The following is a 22,377-nucleotide window of genomic DNA, read 5'->3' as shown; positions in this document are numbered from 1 at the left end:
CCGTTCATATCGTGAACTGCTCGTTCAGGATTCGGTCTTCCAGGTTGTGCTCCGGGTCAAACATCATCCGCAGGGTCACGTCTTTCGCCTCGGTGATCGATACCTCCACCACGTCGCGGACCTCAAACGCATCCGCCACTGCGCTCACCGGGCGTTTGTAGTGATCCAGCACTTCGAAGCAGACCTTCGCGTCACACTGCAGTAACGCACCGCGCCAGCGTCGGGGCCGGAACGGGCTGATCGGCGTCAGCGCCAGGATATTGGCGCCGAGCGGCACAATCGGGCCATGGGCGGACAGGTTATAGGCCGTGCTGCCGGCCGGCGTCGACAGCAAAATCCCGTCGCAAATCAATTCTTCAAGCTTGACCGCATCGTTGATTTTGACGCGGATTTTAGCCGCCTGCTTGGTCTGCCGAAAGACCGAAACCTCGTTGATGGCCAGCGCGGTCAGCTCCGCGCCCGACTCACCCTGCGCCACCATGCGAAGCGGGTGAAGCTCAGCGGTCTCCGCGCGAGCCAGTCGCTCGGGCAGATCGAGCCCAGCATCTTCAAATTGGTTCATCAGAAACCCGACCGAACCCTGCATTAGCCCGTAGATCGGTTTGCTCAGGTTCATGCTGCGGTGCATGGTCTGAAGCATGAACCCATCGCCGCCGATGGCTACGATGATGTCCGCCTCCTCCGGCGGGTGATCGCCATAGCGGTCGATCATCTGCTTGCGAGCCTGCTGGGCTCCCTCGGTACGGCTGGCGACAAACGCGATGGCGGTCAAAGTTATTGCTCCCCTGGTGACTCGGCGGTGACGGCCAGCACCCTTTCAAGATTCCTGACCGCAACCGACGCCTTGGCGTAGTCGGCCGTCCCGCTGGCCCGCATGTCCGACATCATATGCCCAAAGCCGCGCACTTCGCTATCGGCGACTGCCAGCCAGTTCCGGAACAGGCCGCCCGCCTCGGCGTCGCCGCTGCTGGCGCCTGCCAGCCGGCCGACAACCTGCTGGGTCAGCTGCTGCTGCTTGCCGTACAGCTCGTCGCGCAGAGCGCCACGCGCCGCGGCGTGCCACTGACCGTCGACCGGCAGCTGTTCAATCTGCTGCATGAGCCAGCCGAGCCGCAGGTGCTGCCCGATGCGAAAATAGCTTCGAGTGACCAGCTCCAGCTCGGTGTCGCCCCGGCGCGCTACGTCCAGGATATCCAGCGCCGGTTTCAGCTGAGAGCAGCTAACCAGCGTGTCGGTGAGTGCCTCCGAAAAGCCACCGCGCTGGAGCCTTGCCCGATAGCCACTGACCCGTTTGGCCTGGGCCGCGGTCATCCAGCCCACAATTCTGCTCATCAGCTCCTGCGCGGGCTTGCCATATCGCTCGACCATGAGGGCGACATCCAGCTGCCCGCGGTGGTGGTTGAGCAGCCAGCGCGTGGCGTGGCGCAGCAGATTCCAGACGGTCAGATGGGCTTCGATCTGGTGCGCGCTGGCCACCTGGTTATCGGTCGCCTCAATCGCCGCCCAGATCTGGCGGGCGTCGAAGATCTCTCGCGCTGCCGTGTAGGCTTTAGCGATCTCCGCGGCGTCAGCGCCGGTTTCCTCACCCATGCGCAGACAGAACGTGGCGCCCATTCGATTGACCATCGAGTTGGTGACGACGGTGGCAATAATTTCGCGGCGCAGCCGATGCTCAGCCGCCAAGTCAGCGAAACGTTCCCGCAACGGTTTCGGGAAATAGCCGAGCAGCTCGCGCGAGAGATAGCTGTCCTCGGGAACGTCGCTCGCCAGGAGGTCCTGGTAGAGCGTGATCTTGCTGTATGACAGCAGCACCGCAAGCTCTGGCCGCATGAGGCCGGTCCCCTGCCCTTTGCGCTGGTGGATCTCCTCATCGGTCGGCAGCGCCTCGAGCTGTCGATCGAGCAGCCCGCGGGCTTCCAGGACGCTGATCATGTGGGCTTTCGAGCCGAGTCGAGGCACCGTGTGCGCCTCCATCAGGCTGAGCGCCTGGCTCTGGAGGTAGTTGTTGCGAAGCACCAGCTCCGCCACTTCGTCGGTCATGGAGGCCAGCATCTCAACCCGCTGGCTGTCGTCGATCTGGTCGTCAGCCATGGCCTGGTTCAGAAGAATCTTGATGTTGACCTCGTGGTCCGAACAGTCCACGCCGCCGGCGTTGTCAACAAAATCGGTGTTGATGCGGCCACCGGCCAAGGCAAATTCTACGCGACCGTGCTGCGTCAGCCCCAGGTTGCCGCCTTCGCCGACCACCCGGCAACGCAGCTCCGAACCATTGACCCGCAGTGAATCGTTGTTGCGGTCGCCCACCTCCAGATCGGTTTCGCTGGCACCCTTGACGTAGGTGCCGATCCCGCCGTTCCAGAGCAGATCCACGGGCGCCTTCAGCAGCGCTCGGATCAGATCGTTGGGTGCCATCGGACCGGCCTTCAGTCCCAACCATTCAGCGACGGGCTCGGTCACGTCTACCGTTTTGTCGAAGCGAGAATAGACACCGCCTCCGTTGCTGATCAGCTCGGCGTTGTAGTCCGTCCAGGAAGACCGCGGTAGGTCAAACAGGCGCTGGCGCTCAGCGAAACTGCTCTCCGGATCAGGCTCTGGGTCAAGAAAAATGTGTTCGTGGTTGAAGGCACCTTTAAGGCAAATCGCCGGCGACAGCAGCATCCCATTGCCGAACACGTCTCCGGCCATGTCGCCGATGCCCACCACGGCGAATGGCTCAGCCTGACAGTCCACGCCAAGCTCACGAAAGTGGCGCTTCACGGACTCCCAGGCGCCGCGCGCCGTGATACCCATTTTTTTGTGGTCGTAGCCGACCGACCCGCCCGAGGCAAAGGCATCCCCAAGCCAGAAGTGATGGTCGGCGGCTACGGCGTTCGCAATGTCGGAAAACGTCGCCGTACCCTTGTCCGCAGCCACCACCAGATACGGATCGTCCTGATCGTGGCGCACCACCCGTGCCGGGTGCGTGAGGCCTTGTTCGGTGAGGTTGTCGGTGATATCGAGCAGGCCGTTGATAAAGCGCCGATAGCTGGCCACGCCTGCAGCCATTCTCGCATCCCGGTTGCTGCCAGGTTCGATATTGCGGGCGACAAAACCTCCCTTGGCGCCAACGGGAACAATCATTGTGTTTTTGACCTGCTGGGCTTTCATGAGCCCCAGGACCTCCGTGCGGAAATCTTCGAAGCGGTCGGACCAGCGCAGCCCCCCGCGGCTGACCGGGCCGCCCCGAAGATGGATACCCTCAACCGTGGGTGAGTAAACAAAAATTTCGCGCCAGGGTGCCGGCTTGGGCAGGTCCGGTACCTTGGCTGAGTCGAACTTCAGGCTGATGTAGCCGCGCTCCGGATCGTCGAGGCTGCCCTGAAACGCATTGCTGCGGAGCGTGGCGCCGATCAGGTCCGCGAAGCTTCGCAGGATGCGGTCGTGGTCCGACGAACGAACCCGCGCCAGGCTCGCGGTCATCAGCACCTGGCACAGGCTGATGAGCTCCGACCGATCCGCCGCCGTCAGGTCAGCGCCGTCCCCAGGCATCAGCTTCAGCGCGGCGGCCGTCCGCTGCAGCCGCGCCAGCATGCGCGCCCGCTGCTGGGCGACGGTCTGACGTGCCGCCTCGTCCTCAGGCTGGCCCGTCAACGGGCCCAGCCCGGGATCGAAGCGCGCCGCAAACAGCGTAACCAGCAGCGCCGCCTGGCGCGGGTGGCTCGCCAGCGTTTGCTCGATGTACTGCTGCGAATAGGGGCAGCCGGTCTGCCGCCAGTACCGGCAGTAGGCTCTCAGGATCACCACCTGTCGCCAGTTGAGACCCGCCCCAAGAATCAGGCGGTTAAAGCCGTCACTCTCCAGCCGGCCTCGCACGATCTGCTCAAAACCCTCCTGAAAAGGCTGGCCAACGGTTTCCAGATCCAGATCGCCGCCGGCGGCGAGAACGATGTCAAAATCTTGCACCCAGCGGACGCTCCCTGGGCCGATCTGCAGCCGGTAGGGCCGTTCCCTCACGACCCGCAGACCGAGGTTCTCCAAAATGGGCAGCACGTCGCTGAGCGCGATCGTGTTGTTCCACCGAAACACCTTGAAGCGGAACTTGCCCGTCGGCTGGACGCGAGGCCGATAGAGGCTCAGCTCCAGCGAATCCTGCGAGTCCAGGCGAGCGAGCTTCTCCACGTCGAAGGCCGCGACCCAGGGGGCAACGTCCTCGACGTAGGCGGCGGGAAACGCCTCACCGAACGTCCGGGTCCACGCTTCGCCGATTTCTTCCCCATGTTTGTCGACCAGAACTTCGCCCAGGCGGTCACTCCAGGACCGCACCGCATCCGCCACGGCCTGCTGCAGGCCGTCTTGGTCGATCACCGTCGCCGGCCCTTGGCGGGTCGGGTCGACCCAGATCATCAGATGCAGGCGAGCCAGCACCGACTCATCAAGCTGTACCGTGTAGTCGATCCTCACGCCGTTAAGCGCACGCGTCAGGATTTCCTGCAGCGTCTGGCGCGTTTCCGTGTTGAATCGTTCCCGAGGCAAATAGACCAGACAGGAAAAAAAGCGCCCAAAGCGATCCTGCCGAATCAGCAGCCGCGTCTGGCGCCGCTCCTGCAGCTCAAACACGCTGGTCACCGTATGAAAGAGCTCCTCCGGGTCGGACTGAAACAGCTCGTCACGCGGCAGGGTTTCCATGATGTGGAGCAGCGCTTTGCCGCCGTGGCTGTCCGGCTTGTAGACGGAGCGATCCATGACCGCGGTCACGTTGCGGCGGACCAAGGGCATGTCCCAGGGGCGCCGGTTGTAGGCGGCGGAGGCGTAGAGACCCAGAAAGCGGTGCTCACCGGTGAGCTTGCCGTTGTCGTCGAAGATCATGACGCCGACATGGTCGAGGTGCCCGCCGCGGTGGACCGTTGAGCGCACCCCCGCCTTGGTCAACACTATCGGTGACGCGTCCGACAGCTCGCTCGGGCTGGCCGTCTTCAGTCTGACCAGGCGCGGCGGCTTGCGCAGCCGTCCCTCGGGGCGGAGGATTCCCAGCCCGGTGCTTTCCTGCGGCTCGAGATCAAACTCGTCTTCCACCGGCACAACCTGATACTGCCGGTAGCCCAGAAACGTAAAATGCTGGTTCACCATCCAGCGCAGGAAATCCGCGGTTTCCTCCTGCCGCTCACTGCCGTAGGGGGTCTTGGCCTGCGCCACTTCATCTGCCACGCTGAGCGCCTGGGCGATCATCGTCTGCCAGTCGTCCACCGCCAGGCGCACGTCTTCGAGCTGGTCGGCAATGCGCGACTTGAGGTCCGCGATCTGCTGGCTATCGCTGATCCGGTCCAGATGAAACTGCATGACCGATTCCGCCGCGCCCTCGTCCCCATCCTGGTTGCCGGGCTTGAGGTCCATCAAAAACCCGCCAGCATCGCGGCTAACGCGGTAGATCGGGTGAATCACGCGGCGGATCGAGTGACCGCTTTCGGCGATGGCGAGCGTCGCTGAGTCCACCAGAAACGGCCGATCGGCGCTGACGACGTCCACGAGGGTCAGCCGCCGCTCCGACCGGAGCGATTCGCTCGGGTTGGAGATTTCGATGCTGACCTGGCCTCTTAGCCGCTGCTTCAACAGCTGCAGCTGCGCGCTGATCGCGGCCGCCCAGAACGCGCCGGCCTCCGCGGTGAGCTCCGCTTCGGGCACGTGAGCTAAGAAGTGTTCAGCAAAAGCGCCGGCCCAGCGGCTCTCGTTGCCTTTGATGGTCTGCGGCAGCAGTTCCAAGGTTTGGTTGCGCACGTCGGCGGCCATGATCTTCGTCATTTCGCTCTCTTCCCTCGTGTCCGGTCTGCCGGTTTTAGCCGGCCCACCGCGAACGGGCTCCTGGCCGAGCGCCAGCGAGCCGTTACTCCTCCCAGTACGGTCCGGCTGGCCGGCTAACGCAGGCCGGCTTCGGACCTTCGGATCACCCTCCGCTGCACCTCGCCGGCACCTCCAAAAGCGTGGGAAATCTTGGCGTCTTCATCGAACCGGGCTGGGGGCTTTTCCGGAGATTGGCCCCTTACCGCACGCTGCTGCGACCCGGCTCACGTCGCCGGCGTATTGTCGCATGCTCGACCGCTGCAACCCAGAGCCATGGATGGCTTTTCGAACCACTCGCAGAGCGCCGGCCCGCAAGGTCACGGTGGCCTTTTTGCGGGGGTCTTGGTACCCTTTCATCTTAATATCGCGATATAAGGATACGATCATCGATCTTGGCACCACTTCCGGCCTCCTCAAGGTATTGGCGGACCCCAGCAGGGTTCGCCTCCTGCTGCTGCTTTCCGGTGAAGAGCTGACGGTGGCCGAGCTTGCCCAGATCACGATGCTGGCACAGCCTCGCGTGTCGACACACCTAGCCAAGCTGCGCGAAGCGGGCCTGGTGGTGGACCGCAAGTCGGGCGTGCAAAGCTACTATCGCCCCCACCAGCGACTGCACGAGGCGCCGCTGGAAGAAATTTGGAAGACTCTGACGGCCGCGGTAGAAGACTCGCTGCTGAGCGCCGATCGCGAACGACTGCCTGGCGTGCTGGCGGCACGAGCCAGCACCCGCAACTGGGCAGACGCCGTCGCTGGCGACATGGAGCGCCACTACTCCCCGGGCCGCACCTGGGAAGCAACCACCCGGGCGGCGCTGCAGCTGCTGCATCTGGGCCGGGTGCTCGACGTTGCGTCCGGTGACGGGGTTCTCGCGGAGATGCTCGCACCGCGCTCCCGCGAGGTGACCTGTATCGATTCCAGCGAACCGGTGGTGGCCGCTGGCGCACGACGCCTCGCGCGCTTCGATAACGTCACGTGCGTGCAGGGCGACATGCACAACATGACGTTTGCCGATGGCGCATTCGACGTGGTGCTGCTGATGCACGCGCTCACCTACACCCGGCAGCCGCAGGAGGCGGTGACCGAAGCGGCCCGGGTACTGGCCCCAGGCGGCACGCTGGTTGGCTCCACCCTCAAGAAACATCGGCATGAAGCGGCGGTGCAGCCGTTCAATCACGTGAACCTCGGTTTCAGCCGGCGCCAGCTGGGTCAGTTTTTCCGGGCCGCCGGACTGAAGGTGGTGAGCTGTGAGGTCACCTCGCGGGAGTCCCGGGTGCCACACTTTGAAGTGATTACGTTTGAGGCCCTCAAGCCCGGCCAAAAGGATTTGCGCCAATGAATTACGATCGTGAACGCGGCGAGCGGCTCAAGGCGCTGCTTGCCGAGAAAATTGCGGTGCTTGACGGCGCCATGGGCACCCAGATCCAGGCTCATCGCCTGACCGAGGCGGACTTCCGCGACGCGGCGCTGGCCGACCACACGCACGACCTCAAAGGCAACAACGACCTTCTATCGGTGACCCAACCCGATCTGATTCGGGACATTCACGGCGAGTACCTCACGGCCGGTGCGGACCTGATCGAAACCAACACGTTCAACGCGACCTCAATTTCCCAGGCGGACTACGCCTGCGAGGCGCTGGTCGGCGACATCAACCGAAGGTCCGCCGAGCTCGCCAGGGAAGCCTGCGAAACCCACAGCACGCCCGAACGGCCGCGGTTTGTCGTCGGCGTTTTGGGGCCCACCAACCGAACGGCCTCGATTTCTCCCGACGTTAACAATCCCGCGCTGCGCAACGTGACCTTCGACGAGCTCGTCGAGGCTTACCGCGAGGCGACGCTTGCCCTGATCGAAGGCGGGGCTGACGCGCTGATGGTCGAAACCATCTTCGATACGCTCAACGCCAAAGCGGCGCTGTTTGCGGTCTCCGGCCTAGACCCAGAAGGTCAGGTTCCGCTGATGATCTCCGGCACGATTACCGACGCCAGCGGCCGGACGCTCTCGGGCCAGACCACCGAGAGCTTCTGGAACTCGGTTCGCCACGCAGATCCACTGACCGTCGGCCTCAACTGCGCCCTCGGCGGCCGGGAGCTGCGCCCCTACGTCGCGGAGCTGAGCCGGGTGGCCGACACGTTTGTCAGCGCCCATCCCAACGCCGGCCTGCCCAACGAGCTGGGTGGCTACGACGAAACGCCGGAGCAGACGGCCGCCATCGTCGGTGAGTTCGCCCGGGCCGGGCTGGTCAACGTCGCGGGCGGGTGTTGTGGGACCACGCCCGCGCACATCGCCGCCATCGCCGCGGCCGTGGACGGCGTGACGCCCCGAGCGGTCCCGACGGTTGAACCAAGGCTTCGCCTGTCGGGTCTTGAGCCGCTGACCGTGACGCCGGAGACCAACTTCGTGAACGTCGGGGAGCGAACCAACGTCACCGGTTCGGCAAAGTTCAAGAAGCTGATTATGGGCGGCGACTTCGAGACGGCCCTGGACGTCGCTCGCGACCAGGTCGAGAACGGCGCACAAATCATCGACGTCAACATGGACGAAGGCCTGCTGGAATCGCAGGAGGCGATGGTCGAGTTCCTGAACCGAATCGCTGGCGAGCCGGACATCGCCCGGGTGCCCGTGATGGTCGATTCCTCCAAGTGGTCGGTGATCGAAGCGGGCCTGAAGTGTATCCAGGGCAAAGGGGTGGTGAACTCCATTTCGCTGAAGGAAGGTGAGGCGCCCTTCCTCGAACAGGCGCGGCTGGTCAAACGCTACGGCGCGGCGGTGGTGGTCATGGCGTTCGATGAGCAGGGCCAGGCCGACACGCTTGCACGGAAAATGGAGATCTGCACGCGCAGCTACCGGCTCCTCACGGAAGTCACCGGCTTGGCGCCGCAGGACATCATCTTCGACCCCAACATCTTTGCGATCGCCACCGGCATCGAGGAGCACAACAGCTACGCCGTGGACTTCATCGAGGCGGTGCGGGGTATCAAGACATCGCTGCCGCACGCGCTGGTCTCCGGTGGGGTCTCCAACGTGTCGTTTTCCTTTCGCGGCAACAACACGGTGCGGGAAGCCATTCACTCCGTCTTTCTGTTCCATGCGGTCAAGGCCGGCATGGACATGGGGATTGTGAACGCCGGCCAGCTTGCGGTTTATGACAACCTGCCGCCGCCCCTGCGTGACGCGGTGGAAGATGTGGTCATGAATCGCGACGACGGTTCCACCGAACGCCTGCTCAACATGGCCGCCGACTATTCCGGGCGCAGCGAGCGCAGGACCAAAAACAACCTCGAATGGCGTGAGCAGCCGGTGCGCGAACGGCTGATGCATGCGCTGATCCACGGCCTCACGGAGTTTATCGACGACGACACTGAGGAAGCCCGGCTCGCCGCCGACCGTCCACTGGCGGTGATCGAGGGGCCGCTCATGGACGGCATGAACGTGGTCGGCGACCTGTTTGGCGAAGGCAAAATGTTCCTGCCGCAGGTGGTCAAGAGCGCGCGGGTTATGAAGAAAGCGGTAGCCCACCTGATTCCTTACATCGAGAAGGAGAAAGCCGGCGGTGCAAGCAGCAGTGCCGGCAAGATCCTGCTGGCCACCGTCAAAGGGGATGTGCACGATATCGGCAAAAACATCGTCGGCGTGGTGCTGAGCTGCAACAACTTCAGCGTCGTCGACCTGGGCGTCATGGTGCCCATGCAGCAGATCATCGAGACCGCACAGAAGGAGCAGGTTGACCTCATCGGCCTGTCGGGGCTGATCACGCCATCACTCGAAGAAATGAGCGACGTCGCTCGGGAGCTGCAGCGGTGCGGTCTGACGCAGCCGCTGCTGATCGGCGGTGCCACCACGTCGCGAACCCACACCGCGCTCAAGATTGAGCCGCACTATGAATCACCAACGGTTTGGGTCAAAGATGCGTCGCGCGCCGTGGGCGTTACCCAGAAGCTGATCAATCCGGAAAGCCGCGAGAGCTACGTCAAAGACATCCGTTCGGACTACGAAAAAGTGCGTGAGCGATATCGGTCTGGACCGAGCCGTCGGCCGCTTGTGCCGATCGACGTGGCCCGCGAACGACATCTGCCGATCGACTGGCAGGCGGGCGATCTCGCAAAGCCGCTTGACCCTGGTATCCACGAACTCAAAAATTTCCCGCTGGCCGAGCTGGTCGAATTCATCGATTGGACGCCGTTCTTTATGACCTGGGAGTTGGCCGGTCGCTACCCGGGCATACTTGACGACGCGATTGTCGGGCCGCAGGCCAGCGACCTGTATGCGGACGCGCGCGCCATGCTGGATCGAATTGTCAGCGAGAACTGGCTGACGGCCCATGGGGTTGCCGGGATTTTTCCGGCCAACGCGGTCGGCGATGACATTCAGATCTACGGTGACCCGGGCCGGTCCGAGGTGGCGACCACCCTGCACTGCCTGCGTCAGCAGATCGATAAAGATCCGGGCAAACCCAACTTCAGCCTGGCGGATTTTGTCGCGCCGAAGGACTCCGGCCTGGAGGATTATATCGGGGCTTTTGCGGTGACCGCCGGCCTGGGTTGTGAGGAGCGCGCGCGGGCATTCGAGGCCGATCACGACGACTACAACTCCATTCTGCTCAAAGCGCTGGCAGACCGACTGGCCGAGGCCTTTGCCGAATGCCTGCACGCTCGGGTTCGTCGCACCCTGTGGGGCTATGCCCCGGATGAGACGGTGGACAACGAGGCGCTCATCGACGAGAAGTATCGCGGTATCAGACCAGCGCCGGGCTATCCGGCCTGTCCTGAACATTCTGAAAAGCAGACAATCTTTGATCTGCTGAATGCCCCGAACGCGACCCACATGATGCTCACGGAGTCGTTTGCCATGACGCCGCCGGCGTCCGTCAGTGGCCTATATTTCGCCCACCCGCAGAGTCAGTATTTTGTGCTTGGCAAGATCGACCGGGATCAGGTGGAAGACTACGCGGCGCGCAAGAACATCAGCCTTGCCCAGGCGGAACGCTGGCTGGCGCCGAACCTTGGCTACGACCGTTAGTGCTCTAAGTCAGAGGGACGCTGCGTCTTAGTGCCTCGTTGGGTGCCAAGAAAAGGAGCCAGAGCGCTGCCGAAGGCCGCACCGCCCCGTGCCGCCGTCAAAATCAGGCTTCGTCGTAAGCCTGCTTGAGCCAGTCTTTGAGCTCCGAATCGATCTCAATGGCGTCCTCCACCCGCACACGGTGACTGACCATCGCGTTGAAGCTCCCCGAGGGCTCCAGCCGATCGTTCGACTCCGTGTCCTTGAGCTTTATACCCACGTCGAGACGCGAAGCGGTAGAAGGCTGAATCAGAGCAAACTGTTTATTGCGACGCAGGCTGACGTACGCTTTTTTCGGCGAAACCTCGATGTCGTCGCCGAAACGTTCGACCACTCCAATCAGCGTGTCGTAGATCGGCCGCAGGGCAGACTTGGGCCCCGCATACTGCGTTTCGACCAGCTCTTCCGGCGACTTCATCGATTCGCCGGTTTTCAGGAACTCCGAGGCAATCAGATTAGCGAAGCCGTGGCTGACGCCATGCTCCGACTTAAGATGTTTGACGAGCTCCCCATGTTTCCCCAGCCCAGCGCCCCTCAGCAGCTTGAGCCAGGTATGCAGATCATTGCCGGTCTTCTCCGACAGGTTGTTGATCATGGTCTGCAGCTGTTCTTCCGGAGATGCCATGAATCCTCCGCGCTTATTCGCTTAGCCCAAGCATAGGACGCCGGAGAGGACGAAACAAGCGCCCCGCCCCGCCGTTTCCACAACCAGCGGGATAAATCAGGCCAGCTCGTCGCCGTCCGCAACCTGGGGACGGAAAGCCACCGCTTCCTCTTTTACCTCGGCCACCTGCTCAACAATCGCGGGTAACACCAGGTGGTAGCCGCCGCGGAAAGTCACAATACCGAGTTCACCCCGATTGAGCGCCTGCTGCTGCTCTTCGGTGACAAAAATCTTGCGGATCTTGCCGGCATACTCAAAAAAGCGATCGATGTCCGCATCCTGACTGTTGAGGGATGCCGGCTTGATCAGCTTGGCAAGCGCGTCATTCAGCGCCTTGCGACGCTGCTGCTCGAGCCGCTTTTCGCGGGCGGTTGCGTCGCGCTGGCGCTGCTCGTCTCTGGCTCGCTCCGAGTACGCGGCAGCAAGGGTGATCTCGCCGCCAGCGTCTTTATTCTGAGGCTTCACAGCCCCTTTTCGGCGATTTTTTCTGGCCGGCTTTTTGGGCGTTTTCTTGGCCAACCCCAGCTGCCGGAGCTGGTCTGCCATCGACGATCCGCTCACCGCTCAGTCTCCCAGATCGTCGCCGTCAACCTGGCCGGTGATGCGGCGTCGAACATGTGACCACGACATGCCGACGGCCAGCACCGTGGCCATGACCACCAGCCCGATCCAGGTCAGCACGTGCCCGGCGTCAATGGTCAGGAGCTGAAGATCGACCAGGAGCCAAACGAGCGTCGCCATCAACCCGACAACCAGCACAATGCCCAGCGCGCCGATGCTGCGCCAGGTTGCGCGGAAGAAGATGATGAGACCAATCAGCAAAACGATCCCGGCAAGAACCTTGAGCGGAAGCTGTTCCGACACCGACTGGGAGACCCAGTGTACGTATGAATAGCCCGTGGGATTAAAGATCGACGCCGTCAGCGCCAGCGCCGCTACCCAGCGTAGAGCAAAGCCCCCAAAGCCCAGTTGTTTCGAAGCCATACCGCCATCACGTGTTGAGCCAGCCCGGCATTTTAGTCGGACCGGCCAAAAAAATCCCGGGTCAATTGAACTGGCAGACCGTTGAAAAAGCCATCCATGGCCCATGATGATAACGGAGGCGACGACGCCAAGTGAAAAATGCGATTTTCACTTGGCTTACATTTTCAATGGCTTGAGGCCATCGAAAATGTCGGCATATCCTTGTACCGAATGCTGCGCGCCGAAAAACTGCGTTTTTCAACACGCAGTCCATGAAAGCGCTGGCGCTGCCATTTTTGCCGGGCCCTGTCAATTGGTCGGTGAGCGGAGTTTCCGCTAGATTGAGTAGATGGCATCGCCATCCCACAGCGACTCGACCTCTCGATCCCTGTTACTCGGCAGCCAGTCTCGCCTTCAGTGGCTGTGGACCGGCGGCTTTGCGCTGCTGGGCTTAGGTCTGCTCACCTTTACGCTGACGCGCCCGCCGCCACCGCCACCGATGCCCCAGCTGGTCGAGGTGCAAAACCGTGGCGAGCTGCGGGTGGCCACGGTCAACAGCCCCGTAACGTATTACAACCTGCAGGAACGCGATACCGGCCTCGAATACGACCTGGCCGGGCGGCTGGCCGAAGATCTGAACGTCAGCCTTCGGATGATCACGGTCGAGAGTTTTTCCCAGCTTCTTGAAGCGGTGGACAGCGGTCGGGCGGACCTGGCAGCAGCCAACATCACCGTCACGCCGGGACGCCAGGCGCGTGCCCGATTTTCGGAACCCTACACCGAGACGATCCAGTACGTGGTCTACAAGGCCGGCAACCGGAAACCGCGCTCCCTCGCCGACCTGGCTGGCCGCAACATGGTGGTGGTCGCCGATTCCAGCTATGCCGAAACGCTGGAGGGATTCGGTGACCGTCTCGCGGAGCTGACCTGGCGACAGTCCAGCGACGACATCGAATCCCTGTTCGACGCGGTGAGCAACGGGGAAGAAGACCTGACGATTGCCGACTCAACGGTGCTGGAGATTCAGCAGCGCTTTTTTCCGACGCTGCGCAGAGGATTTGCCCTGACCGAGCCCCAGCCCATCGCCTGGGCCTTTCCCGTCAATCGTGACGATTCTTTGCTGAGCGCGGCGAACAGGATACTCGGGGAGCTGCGCGGCAGCGGCGAGCTGGCTGACATTAAAGACCGTTACCACGCGCACATCGCCTATTACGATCGCAGTAACAGCCACTATTTTCTGCGGCATATTCGAAGCCGACTGCCCGACCTGAAGTCGTATTTTGTGGCCGCCGGCGAACAGAACGAACTGGATTGGCGGCTGCTCGCGGCAATCGGCTACGCCGAATCACTGTGGGATCCAAACGCCGTGTCTCCGACCGGGGTCCGCGGCGTGATGATGCTGACCAGCGCCACCGCTCGCATGGTCGGCGTGACGGAGCGCGAGGATCCCGCCCAGAGCATCGGCGGCGGCGCTCGCTATCTCAAGCGGGTGCTCAAAAAGATTCCGCGCCGCATTCCCGAGCCCGATCGGATCTGGCTCGCGCTCGCCGCCTACAACATCGGGTTTTCCCACCTCGAGGACGCCCGGATATTGACGCAGCGCGCGGGCCAGGACCCCGACCGCTGGGATGAGGTGGTGCAGCATCTGCCCAAGCTCAACCAGCCTCAGTGGTATCGCACAACCCGGCACGGCTATTCACGTGGCCGCGAAGCAGCTGCCTACGTGCGCAATATCCAAAGTTACTACGACATACTCAACTGGGCGCTGGCGACAAAAAACGACCAACCCGCACCGGAGCTTGCGCCCTGAGCCGGCTTTTTTTGCCGGGGATTTCGCTTGAAGTAAGGCGCGTAATAGCCTGATAATGTTGCCTCTTTTGCTCGAACGTCTAGTGAGGTGCTATGATTCGAGCGGGGTGTTTTTACGAACGAGCGAGGCACACAGCGGCGCTCGGGTCAGCAACAGGAATTCCGGCAGGATGCTCGGATGGTGATGGGGAGTGCAAACACGCATGATTGAATTTGGGCATGGAACCCATGTCGGTCTCCGTCGTGAACACAATGAAGACACCTACTGCGCCAAGCCCGACCTCGGACTGTGGCTGGTCGCTGACGGGATGGGTGGCCACGACCTCGGGGAGGTCGCCAGCGCCATCGCCCGCGACACTGTTGTGCAGGAGTTCAGCGCTGGGCGGACGCTAAGCGAATCGGTCCAGGCAGCCGCCCAGCACATCGTGGATCAGTCGAGGGCCAGACAGAGCGCCATGCCCATGGGCACCACGCTGGTCGCCACGCGGATTCAGGACCACCAGTTTGAAGTCGCCTGGGTTGGCGACAGCCGGGTCTATCTTTGGAACGGCGAGCTCAAGCAGCTGACCAGCGATCATTCTTACGTCCAGGAGCTCGTCGACCAGGGCGCCATCAGTGCCGAGCAGGCCAAAACTCACCCGCACCGCAACGTGGTGACCCAGGCGCTGGGCGTGACCGACCCGTCCTCACTCAGCGTGGATACCGTCAGCGGGGAGCTGAAGTCGGGCGAGATGCTGCTGCTGTGCAGCGATGGGCTCACCGAGGAGGTGGACGACGACTACATCGCCCACGTGCTCGGCCAGAATCTGGCACCTCAGGAAAGTGTCGACCACCTGATCCTCGCGGCGCTGGACCACGGCGGGTCCGATAACGTGACGGTGCTGCTGGTGGGAGAAGCGGCCTAGAACCTGCTGATCGATCGGTCGCCGGCCATAAAAGTTGCGGCTGGCTAGCAACAGCGGCTAGCCGCCACCATTTTGCTCGATCTGCCTCATGAGCTCAGCGAGGGCCTCGTTGTCCGGCTCCGCCTGCAGACCGCGATCAACCATCGCGCGAGCCTTGTCCCACTCGCCACGACTGATACGCACCTCAGCCGCACGGAGCCAAAGCCCGGCGATTCTCGCCAGCCGCTCGTTGGCGCGGCGGTTGGCCGGATCGATGGCCTTCACCTCGAGATACTTGTCCATGGCGTTTTCGCCAGGCGGATGGGAGAAGATGTTGGCGTCGAAGTAGTTGTCGGCCTGCTTCAGCAGCTCCTCAACGCGGGCCTCCGCGTCAGCGTCAAGCGCCACCGGCTGTGCGGGCTCTGAGGGTGTGTCCTCGGCAGTACCTGCGGTCACAGGTTCCGGCTCAGCTGCAGGATTATCGGGTTCATCGTCAGCGCCACCGGCCAGCGACGTCGTTGCACCGCAGCCGTCCGGACTGTTTTGGAGCGGATCTTCCAGCTCGTAGTCCTGGCTTTCGATCTCGTTCAGCAGGTATTCGATGCCCTGGTCACCCGGAAACTGCACCGAAGCCTGGCGCAGGAGCGTGTAGGCGTTTTGCAGCTCACCCTTGGCCCACTCGATTTCGGCCGCAGACTCGATTGTATTGGCCAGCTCCCGCAGCTTGAGGCGCGCGGAATCGTTGTCAGGATCTTCCGTCAGGATGGTGCGATAGCGTGCCAACGCACTCTCGCCGCCGTTGCACAGCAGCGCGCCGCTTTCGACAAACGCTTCCGCTTCTCCGATGAGTCTCGCGAAGCGCTCTCGCTGCTCGTCCTCGCGGTTGGGCGGATCGGGCATCGGTTCAACAATATCAGGACCCGGTGTCGGTGGATTTGGATCGGGCTGATCTTCACCGCCACCACCACTCATCGCGTTCCAGCCCACAATCGCCAGCGTCAGGACCGCGATCACCGCCGTCCCGCCGACCACGATGGGCATCATAGAACGCTTGCCTTCCGTGCTCTCGGCGGGCTCCTGAGCGGCTTTTGAGGCCGGGGGCGGCGTGGCGCGCCGGCCGGGCTCGGACGGGCTCATCTTGCGACGGGTGGTCTTGCGCGCCGGCGCCACCGCGCCGGTCACGTCTTCCAGGTCGTCCAGAAAGTCGTCAGCCTGTGCGTAACGCTCTTCCCGATCTTTCGCCATAAGCTTTTCGATCAGCGGCTGAAAGTGGGAAAACTCCGCGGGCACCTCAGGGCACGGTTCGTTGATCTGCATCAACGCCACCGAGAACGGGTCGTCTGCGTCGAAGGGCGGCTTGCCGGTCAGCATCTCGTAAAACACCACACCCAGGCTGTAGAGATCGGTGCGATGATCGACCTTCTCGCCCTTCGCCTGCTCCGGGCTCATATAGTGCGGCGTGCCGATTGAGGTGCCGAGCTTGGTGGCGCCGGTGTTGGAATCCACCGCTTTGGCAATCCCAAAGTCGCCCAGCACACAGTCGCCGTTGCCGCGGAAGAGGAGATTCCCCGGCTTAACGTCGCGGTGAACAAACCCCTTGGAGTGCGCAAACTGCAGCCCCTGGGCAATGTCCGTGATGATGTGCAGGATGTCCGCCTCGGACATCCCCTCGTTCATCTTGTCCCTGGCGGTGCCACCCGGCAGGTACTCGCTCGCCATGTAGTAGTGGTTTTCGTGCACACCGATGTCGTAGACGGTGAGCAGATTCAGATGGTTGAGCTGGGCCGCGATCCGGCCTTCTTTCAAGAAGCGCTGGCAGTAGGTTTCATCCACGGCCAGGCCCGGCGTCATGACCTTGAGCGCGACATCCCGGTGCAGGTTTTCCTGGATGGCGAGATACACCGTCGCCATGCCGCCGGAACCTAGCTCGCGCTGTATGTCATAACCGGGAACTTCCACTAACCGGACTCCATCAAAATTTTAAGGCCGCGACAAACAGTCGCGGCCTTCAGGGAAGCGGCATGTGCGGTCGGGCCAACGCCCGAGCAGCCTTCGTTCAGGGTGCGGCGTCCTTCAGGGCCCGCAGAGCACGAACAAACTGTCCCTGCTGATAATTATCTTCGTCTTTGGTGGCCTCGAACAAGGCCTCGGCTTTGGCGCGCAGATCCTCGGCCCGCTGCGCGTTGATCACCTGCTCGTTCTCAAAGGCAAGGATCATCGTATCGACCGCCATAGCCGCCTGTTCAGCGTTGGCGTAGTCGCGGTACTGGCCACGTTCGCCGTCAGCCACCACGCTGGACAGAACGCCCTCCAGCAGCGCGCCGTCGTACTGAGCCGCCTGGACTTTGTTCACCCCAGCCCGCAGGGAAGACAGCACCGCACGGCCGGCCTGCACCGTTTCGGCCCGGCCTTTGGTCGTGGCCACATGGAGATCGCGAACCTGCTGCGAGAGCGCCTCACCCTCACCGGCGTCGAGCGCGGTGAGCACATGTTTGAACATCAGCAGGCTGGCGTCGTTGTAGCGAACGATACCAGGGCCGAGGCCCGTTCCCGACCGCGGCACCCACCGGTCACCAAACATCGAGCGATGGCAGGCGTGGCAGTCAAACAGCACCAGCTCCGGAAAAATTCCGTCGGTGCCAGCCTTGTCGTCCATCAGCGTCTCAAGCTGCGTGATGGCGGCGACGCCCTGGCCGACCGCCCAGTCGCGCGCGCCGTTGAGATCCCCCTTACGCTGAACGTAGTCGTCATCAACCTGAAAATGTGGGTTGAGCCAGGTGAAGGTATCCAGCTCAAACGACAGCCGTGGATGGCCGGCGCCCATGATGCGGTGCGTGATCATCTGGTCCTTCGTCCCGAGGTGGCAGGTGAGACACATCTCAGCGCGCCGCTGCGGATTTTCGGTTGGATAAAGACCCGCCGCGAGGTTGTCCTCATGACTGACCTGGCCGGACGCGTGAGAAGACAGGTATTTCTCGGCGCCGCCGTGGCACGCCTCACAGCCGACGCCGTCAGCGATATCAAATTTTTCCCCGCGCATTGCCACCGGCGTGTTGTCGGCATGGCAATCCAGGCAGATGTCCGCCTCATGCGCGTTGGCAAGACCCATGTTGCGGGCGATACGTTTGGAGCGGTCGTTGAGCAGAACCTGGTAAGCCTGCGAGTGTTTGTCGACGCTTTGCCAGGTCGCAAACTCATTTTGCAGCACGTTGGAATCGCGGAATGCTGATACCGAGCCGTGACACGTGCTGCTGGCGCAGCTGGCCACCCCCAAGTGCCGGTTATCGTCCCCAGGCGGTAGAGCCAGGGCAGAAGTGCTGATCAGGCATCCCAATAGCCAGTAGAGTCTTTGCTTCATCTTGGTTCCCCTTCCTTTCAGCGAGGCTGACTCGCTCTGCCCCCGAAAGTCCCCTCGGGCGCTTCCTGCAACTTTGCCTTCAAGTATGCCACCGTCTTGCCACGATTGCCCGCTTTTCAGGTAAACTCCGCCCCGTTGCGGCGCTGGCCCAGAGGTTGCGCTGCATCGGTCGCCCGTTGACTCTGGCTGTCGCAGAGGCGTATTTCGTGGGCAGTTCAACGCCCGGACATTTAAGTAAAGCTCGAACCAGTCGATAAACAGGACCCATCGTGCAAACCAATCAACGAATCGTGCTCGGAATACTCTCACTTGTTGCCCTCGGTCTGTTTGCTCCGGGTCTCGCCTTCGGCGCGGCTACCGCGGAACTCGATTTGACCACCCACTGGGTCGGGGTCACCGCGCTGGCCCTTTTTGTCGCGGCTTACTCCCTCGTCATCGCTGAGGAGTTCACCCATCTGCGCAAGTCCAAGCCGGTGATGCTGGCCGCGGGCCTGATCTGGGTGGTCATCGCCATGGAGTACGCCAACAATGAGCTGACGCATTCGGCGGAAACCGCCGTGCGCGTCTTCCTGGTGGAGTTCTCCGAGCTGTTCCTGTTCCTGCTCGCCGCGATGACCTACGTCAACGCCATGAGCGAGCGGAACGTCTTTGAAGCGCTGCGCGCGTTCCTGGTGAGCCGCGGGTTCAGCTATCGCAAGCTTTTCTGGATCACCGGCATCCTGAGCTTCTTCCTGTCGCCGATCATTGACAACCTGACCACCGCGCTGGTCATGTGCGCTGTGGTCATGGCGGTCGGCCGCAATAGCCCGAAGTTTGTCGCGATCAGCTGCGTGAACATCGTGGTGGCCGCCAACGCGGGCGGTGCCTTCAGCCCCTTCGGCGATATCACAACGCTGATGGTCTGGCAGGCCGGCCTGATCCCCTTCGGCACCTTCTTCAGCCTCTTTGTGCCCTCGGTGGTGAACTACGTGATCCCGGCCGCCGCGATGCACTTCGCGGTGCCCAACGACGTTCCGGAAGTATCCGGCGGCACCGTAGCGATGAAGCGAGGCGCCCGGCGCATCATGTTCCTGTTCGTCTGCACGATCGTCACGGCCGTCAGCTTCCACAACTTCCTGCATCTGCCGCCGTTCCTCGGCATGATGACCGGCCTGGCCTATCTCAAGTTTTTTGGCTACTACCTGAAAAGGACCCACCACAAAGAGCTGGCCTTTAATGAAGGCCGCCCCGGGGATGTGTCAGCTTTCGACAGCTTCCGCAACGTGGCGCGGGCTGAGTGGGATACGCTCCTGTTCTTCTTCGGCGTCATCATGTGCGTCGGTGGCCTGGGTTTCATCGGCTACCTGGAACTGGCCTCGCAGGCCATGTACGGCCAGCTCGGCCCCACGATCGCCAACGCTCTGGTCGGTGTTCTGTCAGCGATCGTCGACAACATCCCGGTGATGGTGGCGGTGCTGCAGATGCAGCCAGGGATGGATGAAGGCCAGTGGCTGCTGGTGACGCTGACCGCCGGCGTGGGCGGCAGCATGCTGTCCATCGGGTCAGCGGCTGGGGTAGCGCTGATGGGCCAGGCTAGGGGCGCCTACACCTTCTTTGGTCACCTGAAGTGGTCGCCGGCGATCATCGTTGGCTACATCGCGAGCATTTACGCCCACCTCTGGGTCAACGCCGCTTATTTTACCGAGGTTTCCATCACCGGCTGAGTGGTATCGCGCTGGCGTCGACCGGTCGACGGTCTATGCCGCAAGTGGTGGGTCCTGAGGTCAGGCGCCAGGTTCGGAAAGACGGGCCCAGATTGTCGGGCCGCCGGCCGCCGCTTCGATCTGCGCCATCCGCTCTTCGTGCGCCGCCCGCTCCGTCTCGGACGCTGACCTGCGCAGCAGCGGTGGACGCTCCTGCGGCTGAGTGACAGCCGCCTGCGTCTGCGCCGTCTGTCCGGCCAGCTCCAGGGTGAGACTGGTCTGGCCACCGGTCATCCGCAGATACACCTCCGCCAGGATGCTGGCATCCAATAGCGCGCCGTGCAGCTCCCGCCGGCTATTGTCGACGTCATAGCGCCGGCACAGCGCGTCCAGCGAGTTGCGCATGCCAGGATGCATACTCCGGGCCAGCTCCAGCGTGTCCAGAACGCTGCAGACGCCGCCAAGGGAAGGCAGCTGACGGTCGAGAATCGCCAGCTCACTGTCGAGAAACCCGACGTCGAAGGGCGCGTTGTGAATCACCAGCTCAGCCCCTGACACAAAACTCATGAACTCATCGACCACCTGCGAGAACAGGGGTTTGTCAGCTAGGAATTCATCGCTCAGCCCATGCACCTCGAGGGCGCCAGCCTCCACCTCTCGCTGCGGATTGAGGTAGCGATGGAACTGGCGGCCCGACAGCCGGCGATCCACCAGCTCCACGGCACCAATTTCGATCACCCGGTGCCCCTGAGACGGCTCCAGTCCCGTGGTTTCGGTATCCAGCACAATCTGTCTCACGAAGGAACCGCCTCCCGCGCCAGCGTGTCTGCGCGCTCGTTGCCAGGGTCACCGCTGTGCCCTTTGACCCAATGCCAGTTGATTCGATGCCGGCTGACCGCAGCGTCCAGCGCCTGCCAAAGATCCTGATTCTTCACCGGCTTTTTCGCCGCGGTCTTCCAGCCGTTGCGCTTCCAGTTAGTCATCCACCGCGTGACGCCATCGCGCACGTAAGTCGAGTCGGTATACAGCTCCACATCGCAGGCCCGCTTGAGGGCCGACAGCGCCTCGATCACGGCCTGCATCTCCATCCGGTTGTTGGTGGTCTGCTTTTCACCGCCGCTGAGCTCCAGCTCGCGAGTCCCGTGTGACAGGAGCGCGCCCCAGCCGCCCGGCCCGGGGTTGCCGCTGCAGGCCCCGTCCGTGTAGATCGTTACCGTCATCGCCGTAAGAACCGCCCGCGCCCCTGCGCACCACCGAGTTGCGGTGCGGCGGATTTGAGGGCTGAGAGCCGCCCGGGACGCAGCGGTACAATCTGCGGATCGCTGCTGTTTTTGCGGGCCACCAGCACAAAAGACTGGCCAAACCAGCCGAGCCAGGGAGCCCCTGACCAGCGACGAGAGGTGCGAGCCAGCCAATCGCGAAGCCGGCCGCCGCGATCGCTGACCGGGCGAACCAGCAGAGTCTGAAAATCGAAACCACGAAGCTGTTCGGCCATCGCCGGTGGCGACAGCGGATGAATGAGCAGCGGGTGGCGGTGGCCCCGCGGGTTAAGCCCCAGCACGATGGCGATCCCGCCCGGGCGAAGCACCCGATGCAGCTCACCCCAGAGCTCGCGGCGCCCGGGCATCTGCTCGTGCACGTGGTCGAGCACCACCATGGCAACCGAATCGTCCTGGAACGGCAGTTCCGCCAGCTGACCCGCTACACAGCCTTCCAGCTTACCTGCGGGATTCACCCGGAGCTGGTGACAGCTGATCGTCTGAGCTGTCGCAAGCAAATCATCGGCGGTGGTCAGCGAGCTCACCTGCAGCGCGTGATAGCCGAAAACGTTGGCGACCACCGATCGGCAGACGCGGACTTCCGCTTGCCGCAGCCTCGCCGGAAGCTCAACCGGCACGGAACCTGGCGAGCCGCCTTCAGCGCCACCCAACGTGGCACTCGATGATTGAGATTGATCCAGCAAAAGACTGCCTGCCACCAGCCGTGAAAACGCCATCATTGTACCCCACCCGTCCGCTTTCCATGTTTTACCGCATCAAGTATGGTGAGCCGCGTTTGGGTCGGCCGCCCGCCGAGCTGAGCCTGGCGCAGCGGCAGTCCCAAGGGATGAAGCGATCGACATCGCGCTGCTGCCAGCCGTACTGAATC

Annotated in this window: 15 protein-coding genes; 5 read left to right on the top strand and 10 right to left on the bottom strand. The window is 62.7% G+C overall.

The features are described from left to right. Nucleotides 1-4 precede the first annotated feature (4 nt). Both AAF358_18590 and AAF358_18585 read right to left on the bottom strand, forming a co-directional pair. Nucleotides 5-778, bottom strand: coding sequence for an NAD kinase (locus AAF358_18590; GenBank protein ID MEM7707566.1), 774 nt, complete (start codon nt 776-778; stop codon nt 5-7). Beyond that, complete coding sequence (locus AAF358_18585) at nt 775-5,775, bottom strand: NAD-glutamate dehydrogenase (GenBank protein MEM7707565.1); 5,001 nt, start codon at nt 5,773-5,775, stop codon at nt 775-777. The genes AAF358_18590 and AAF358_18585 overlap by 4 nt, the downstream gene beginning before the upstream one ends. Before the next feature lie 424 nt (nt 5,776-6,199). Between AAF358_18585 and AAF358_18580 the strand changes: the two genes are divergently transcribed. Together AAF358_18580 and metH are read left to right on the top strand one after the other, a co-directional pair. Beyond that, nucleotides 6,200-7,150, top strand: a complete 951-nt coding sequence (locus tag AAF358_18580) for a metalloregulator ArsR/SmtB family transcription factor (GenBank protein MEM7707564.1) — start codon at nt 6,200-6,202, stop codon at nt 7,148-7,150. Beyond that, the gene (gene metH, locus AAF358_18575; GenBank protein ID MEM7707563.1) at nt 7,147-10,830 is read left to right on the top strand and encodes a methionine synthase; all 3,684 of its coding nucleotides are present in this window, start codon (nt 7,147-7,149) and stop codon (nt 10,828-10,830) included. Before AAF358_18580 ends, metH begins: the two co-directional genes overlap by 4 nt. A gap of 103 nt (nt 10,831-10,933) precedes the next feature. Here metH and AAF358_18570 read toward each other — a convergent pair whose 3' ends face one another. From AAF358_18570 to AAF358_18560, 3 genes are all read right to left on the bottom strand, one after another. After that, nucleotides 10,934-11,494: a DUF4287 domain-containing protein gene (locus tag AAF358_18570; protein ID MEM7707562.1), complete on the bottom strand. Its 561-nt coding sequence runs from the start codon at nt 11,492-11,494 to the stop codon at nt 10,934-10,936. A 96-nt stretch (nt 11,495-11,590) separates the two neighbouring features. Next, nucleotides 11,591-12,079, bottom strand: a complete 489-nt coding sequence (locus AAF358_18565) for a DUF2058 family protein (protein ID MEM7707561.1) — start codon at nt 12,077-12,079, stop codon at nt 11,591-11,593. An 18-nt stretch (nt 12,080-12,097) separates the two neighbouring features. Further along, nucleotides 12,098-12,517 (bottom strand): DUF6524 family protein, encoded by a 420-nt coding sequence (locus AAF358_18560; protein ID MEM7707560.1) that lies wholly within the window; start codon nt 12,515-12,517, stop codon nt 12,098-12,100. A 328-nt stretch (nt 12,518-12,845) separates the two neighbouring features. Between AAF358_18560 and mltF the strand changes: the two genes are divergently transcribed. Beyond that, the gene (gene mltF, locus AAF358_18555; GenBank protein MEM7707559.1) at nt 12,846-14,306 is read left to right on the top strand and encodes a membrane-bound lytic murein transglycosylase MltF; all 1,461 of its coding nucleotides are present in this window, start codon (nt 12,846-12,848) and stop codon (nt 14,304-14,306) included. Nucleotides 14,307-14,508: 202 nt separating this feature from the next. After that, the gene (locus AAF358_18550) at nt 14,509-15,210 is read left to right on the top strand and encodes a Stp1/IreP family PP2C-type Ser/Thr phosphatase (GenBank protein MEM7707558.1); all 702 of its coding nucleotides are present in this window, start codon (nt 14,509-14,511) and stop codon (nt 15,208-15,210) included. Between the two features lie 57 nt (nt 15,211-15,267). Here AAF358_18550 and AAF358_18545 read toward each other — a convergent pair whose 3' ends face one another. Both AAF358_18545 and AAF358_18540 read right to left on the bottom strand, forming a co-directional pair. Beyond that, nucleotides 15,268-17,148: a serine/threonine-protein kinase gene (locus tag AAF358_18545; GenBank protein ID MEM7707557.1), complete on the bottom strand. Its 1,881-nt coding sequence runs from the start codon at nt 17,146-17,148 to the stop codon at nt 15,268-15,270. 97 nt (nt 17,149-17,245) lie between these two features. Next, complete coding sequence (locus AAF358_18540; protein MEM7707556.1) at nt 17,246-18,547, bottom strand: multiheme c-type cytochrome; 1,302 nt, start codon at nt 18,545-18,547, stop codon at nt 17,246-17,248. Nucleotides 18,548-18,816: 269 nt separating this feature from the next. Between AAF358_18540 and nhaD the strand changes: the two genes are divergently transcribed. Continuing rightward, on the top strand, nt 18,817-20,250 hold the full coding sequence (gene nhaD, locus AAF358_18535) for a sodium:proton antiporter NhaD (GenBank protein ID MEM7707555.1): 1,434 nt from the start codon (nt 18,817-18,819) through the stop codon (nt 20,248-20,250). A 60-nt stretch (nt 20,251-20,310) separates the two neighbouring features. Here nhaD and dnaQ read toward each other — a convergent pair whose 3' ends face one another. From dnaQ to AAF358_18520, 3 genes are read right to left on the bottom strand one after another with little or no spacing between them, the layout of a single operon-like run. Continuing rightward, nucleotides 20,311-21,027 carry a DNA polymerase III subunit epsilon gene (dnaQ, locus tag AAF358_18530; GenBank protein MEM7707554.1) on the bottom strand — a complete coding sequence of 239 codons (717 nt, stop codon included), beginning with the start codon at nt 21,025-21,027 and terminating at the stop codon, nt 20,311-20,313. Continuing rightward, nucleotides 21,024-21,449, bottom strand: coding sequence for a ribonuclease HI (gene rnhA / locus AAF358_18525; GenBank protein ID MEM7707553.1), 426 nt, complete (start codon nt 21,447-21,449; stop codon nt 21,024-21,026). Before rnhA ends, dnaQ begins: the two co-directional genes overlap by 4 nt. Beyond that, a complete protein-coding gene (locus tag AAF358_18520; GenBank protein ID MEM7707552.1) occupies nt 21,446-22,228 on the bottom strand; it encodes a methyltransferase domain-containing protein in 783 nt (260 codons plus the stop codon). The genes rnhA and AAF358_18520 overlap by 4 nt, the downstream gene beginning before the upstream one ends. Between the last annotated feature and the right edge of the window lie 149 nt (nt 22,229-22,377).

This window comes from Pseudomonadota bacterium (assembly GCA_039033415.1).
GTDB lineage: Bacteria > Pseudomonadota > Gammaproteobacteria > Xanthomonadales > SZUA-38 > JANQOZ01.
This window is presented reverse-complemented; position numbering and strand designations above follow the sequence as displayed.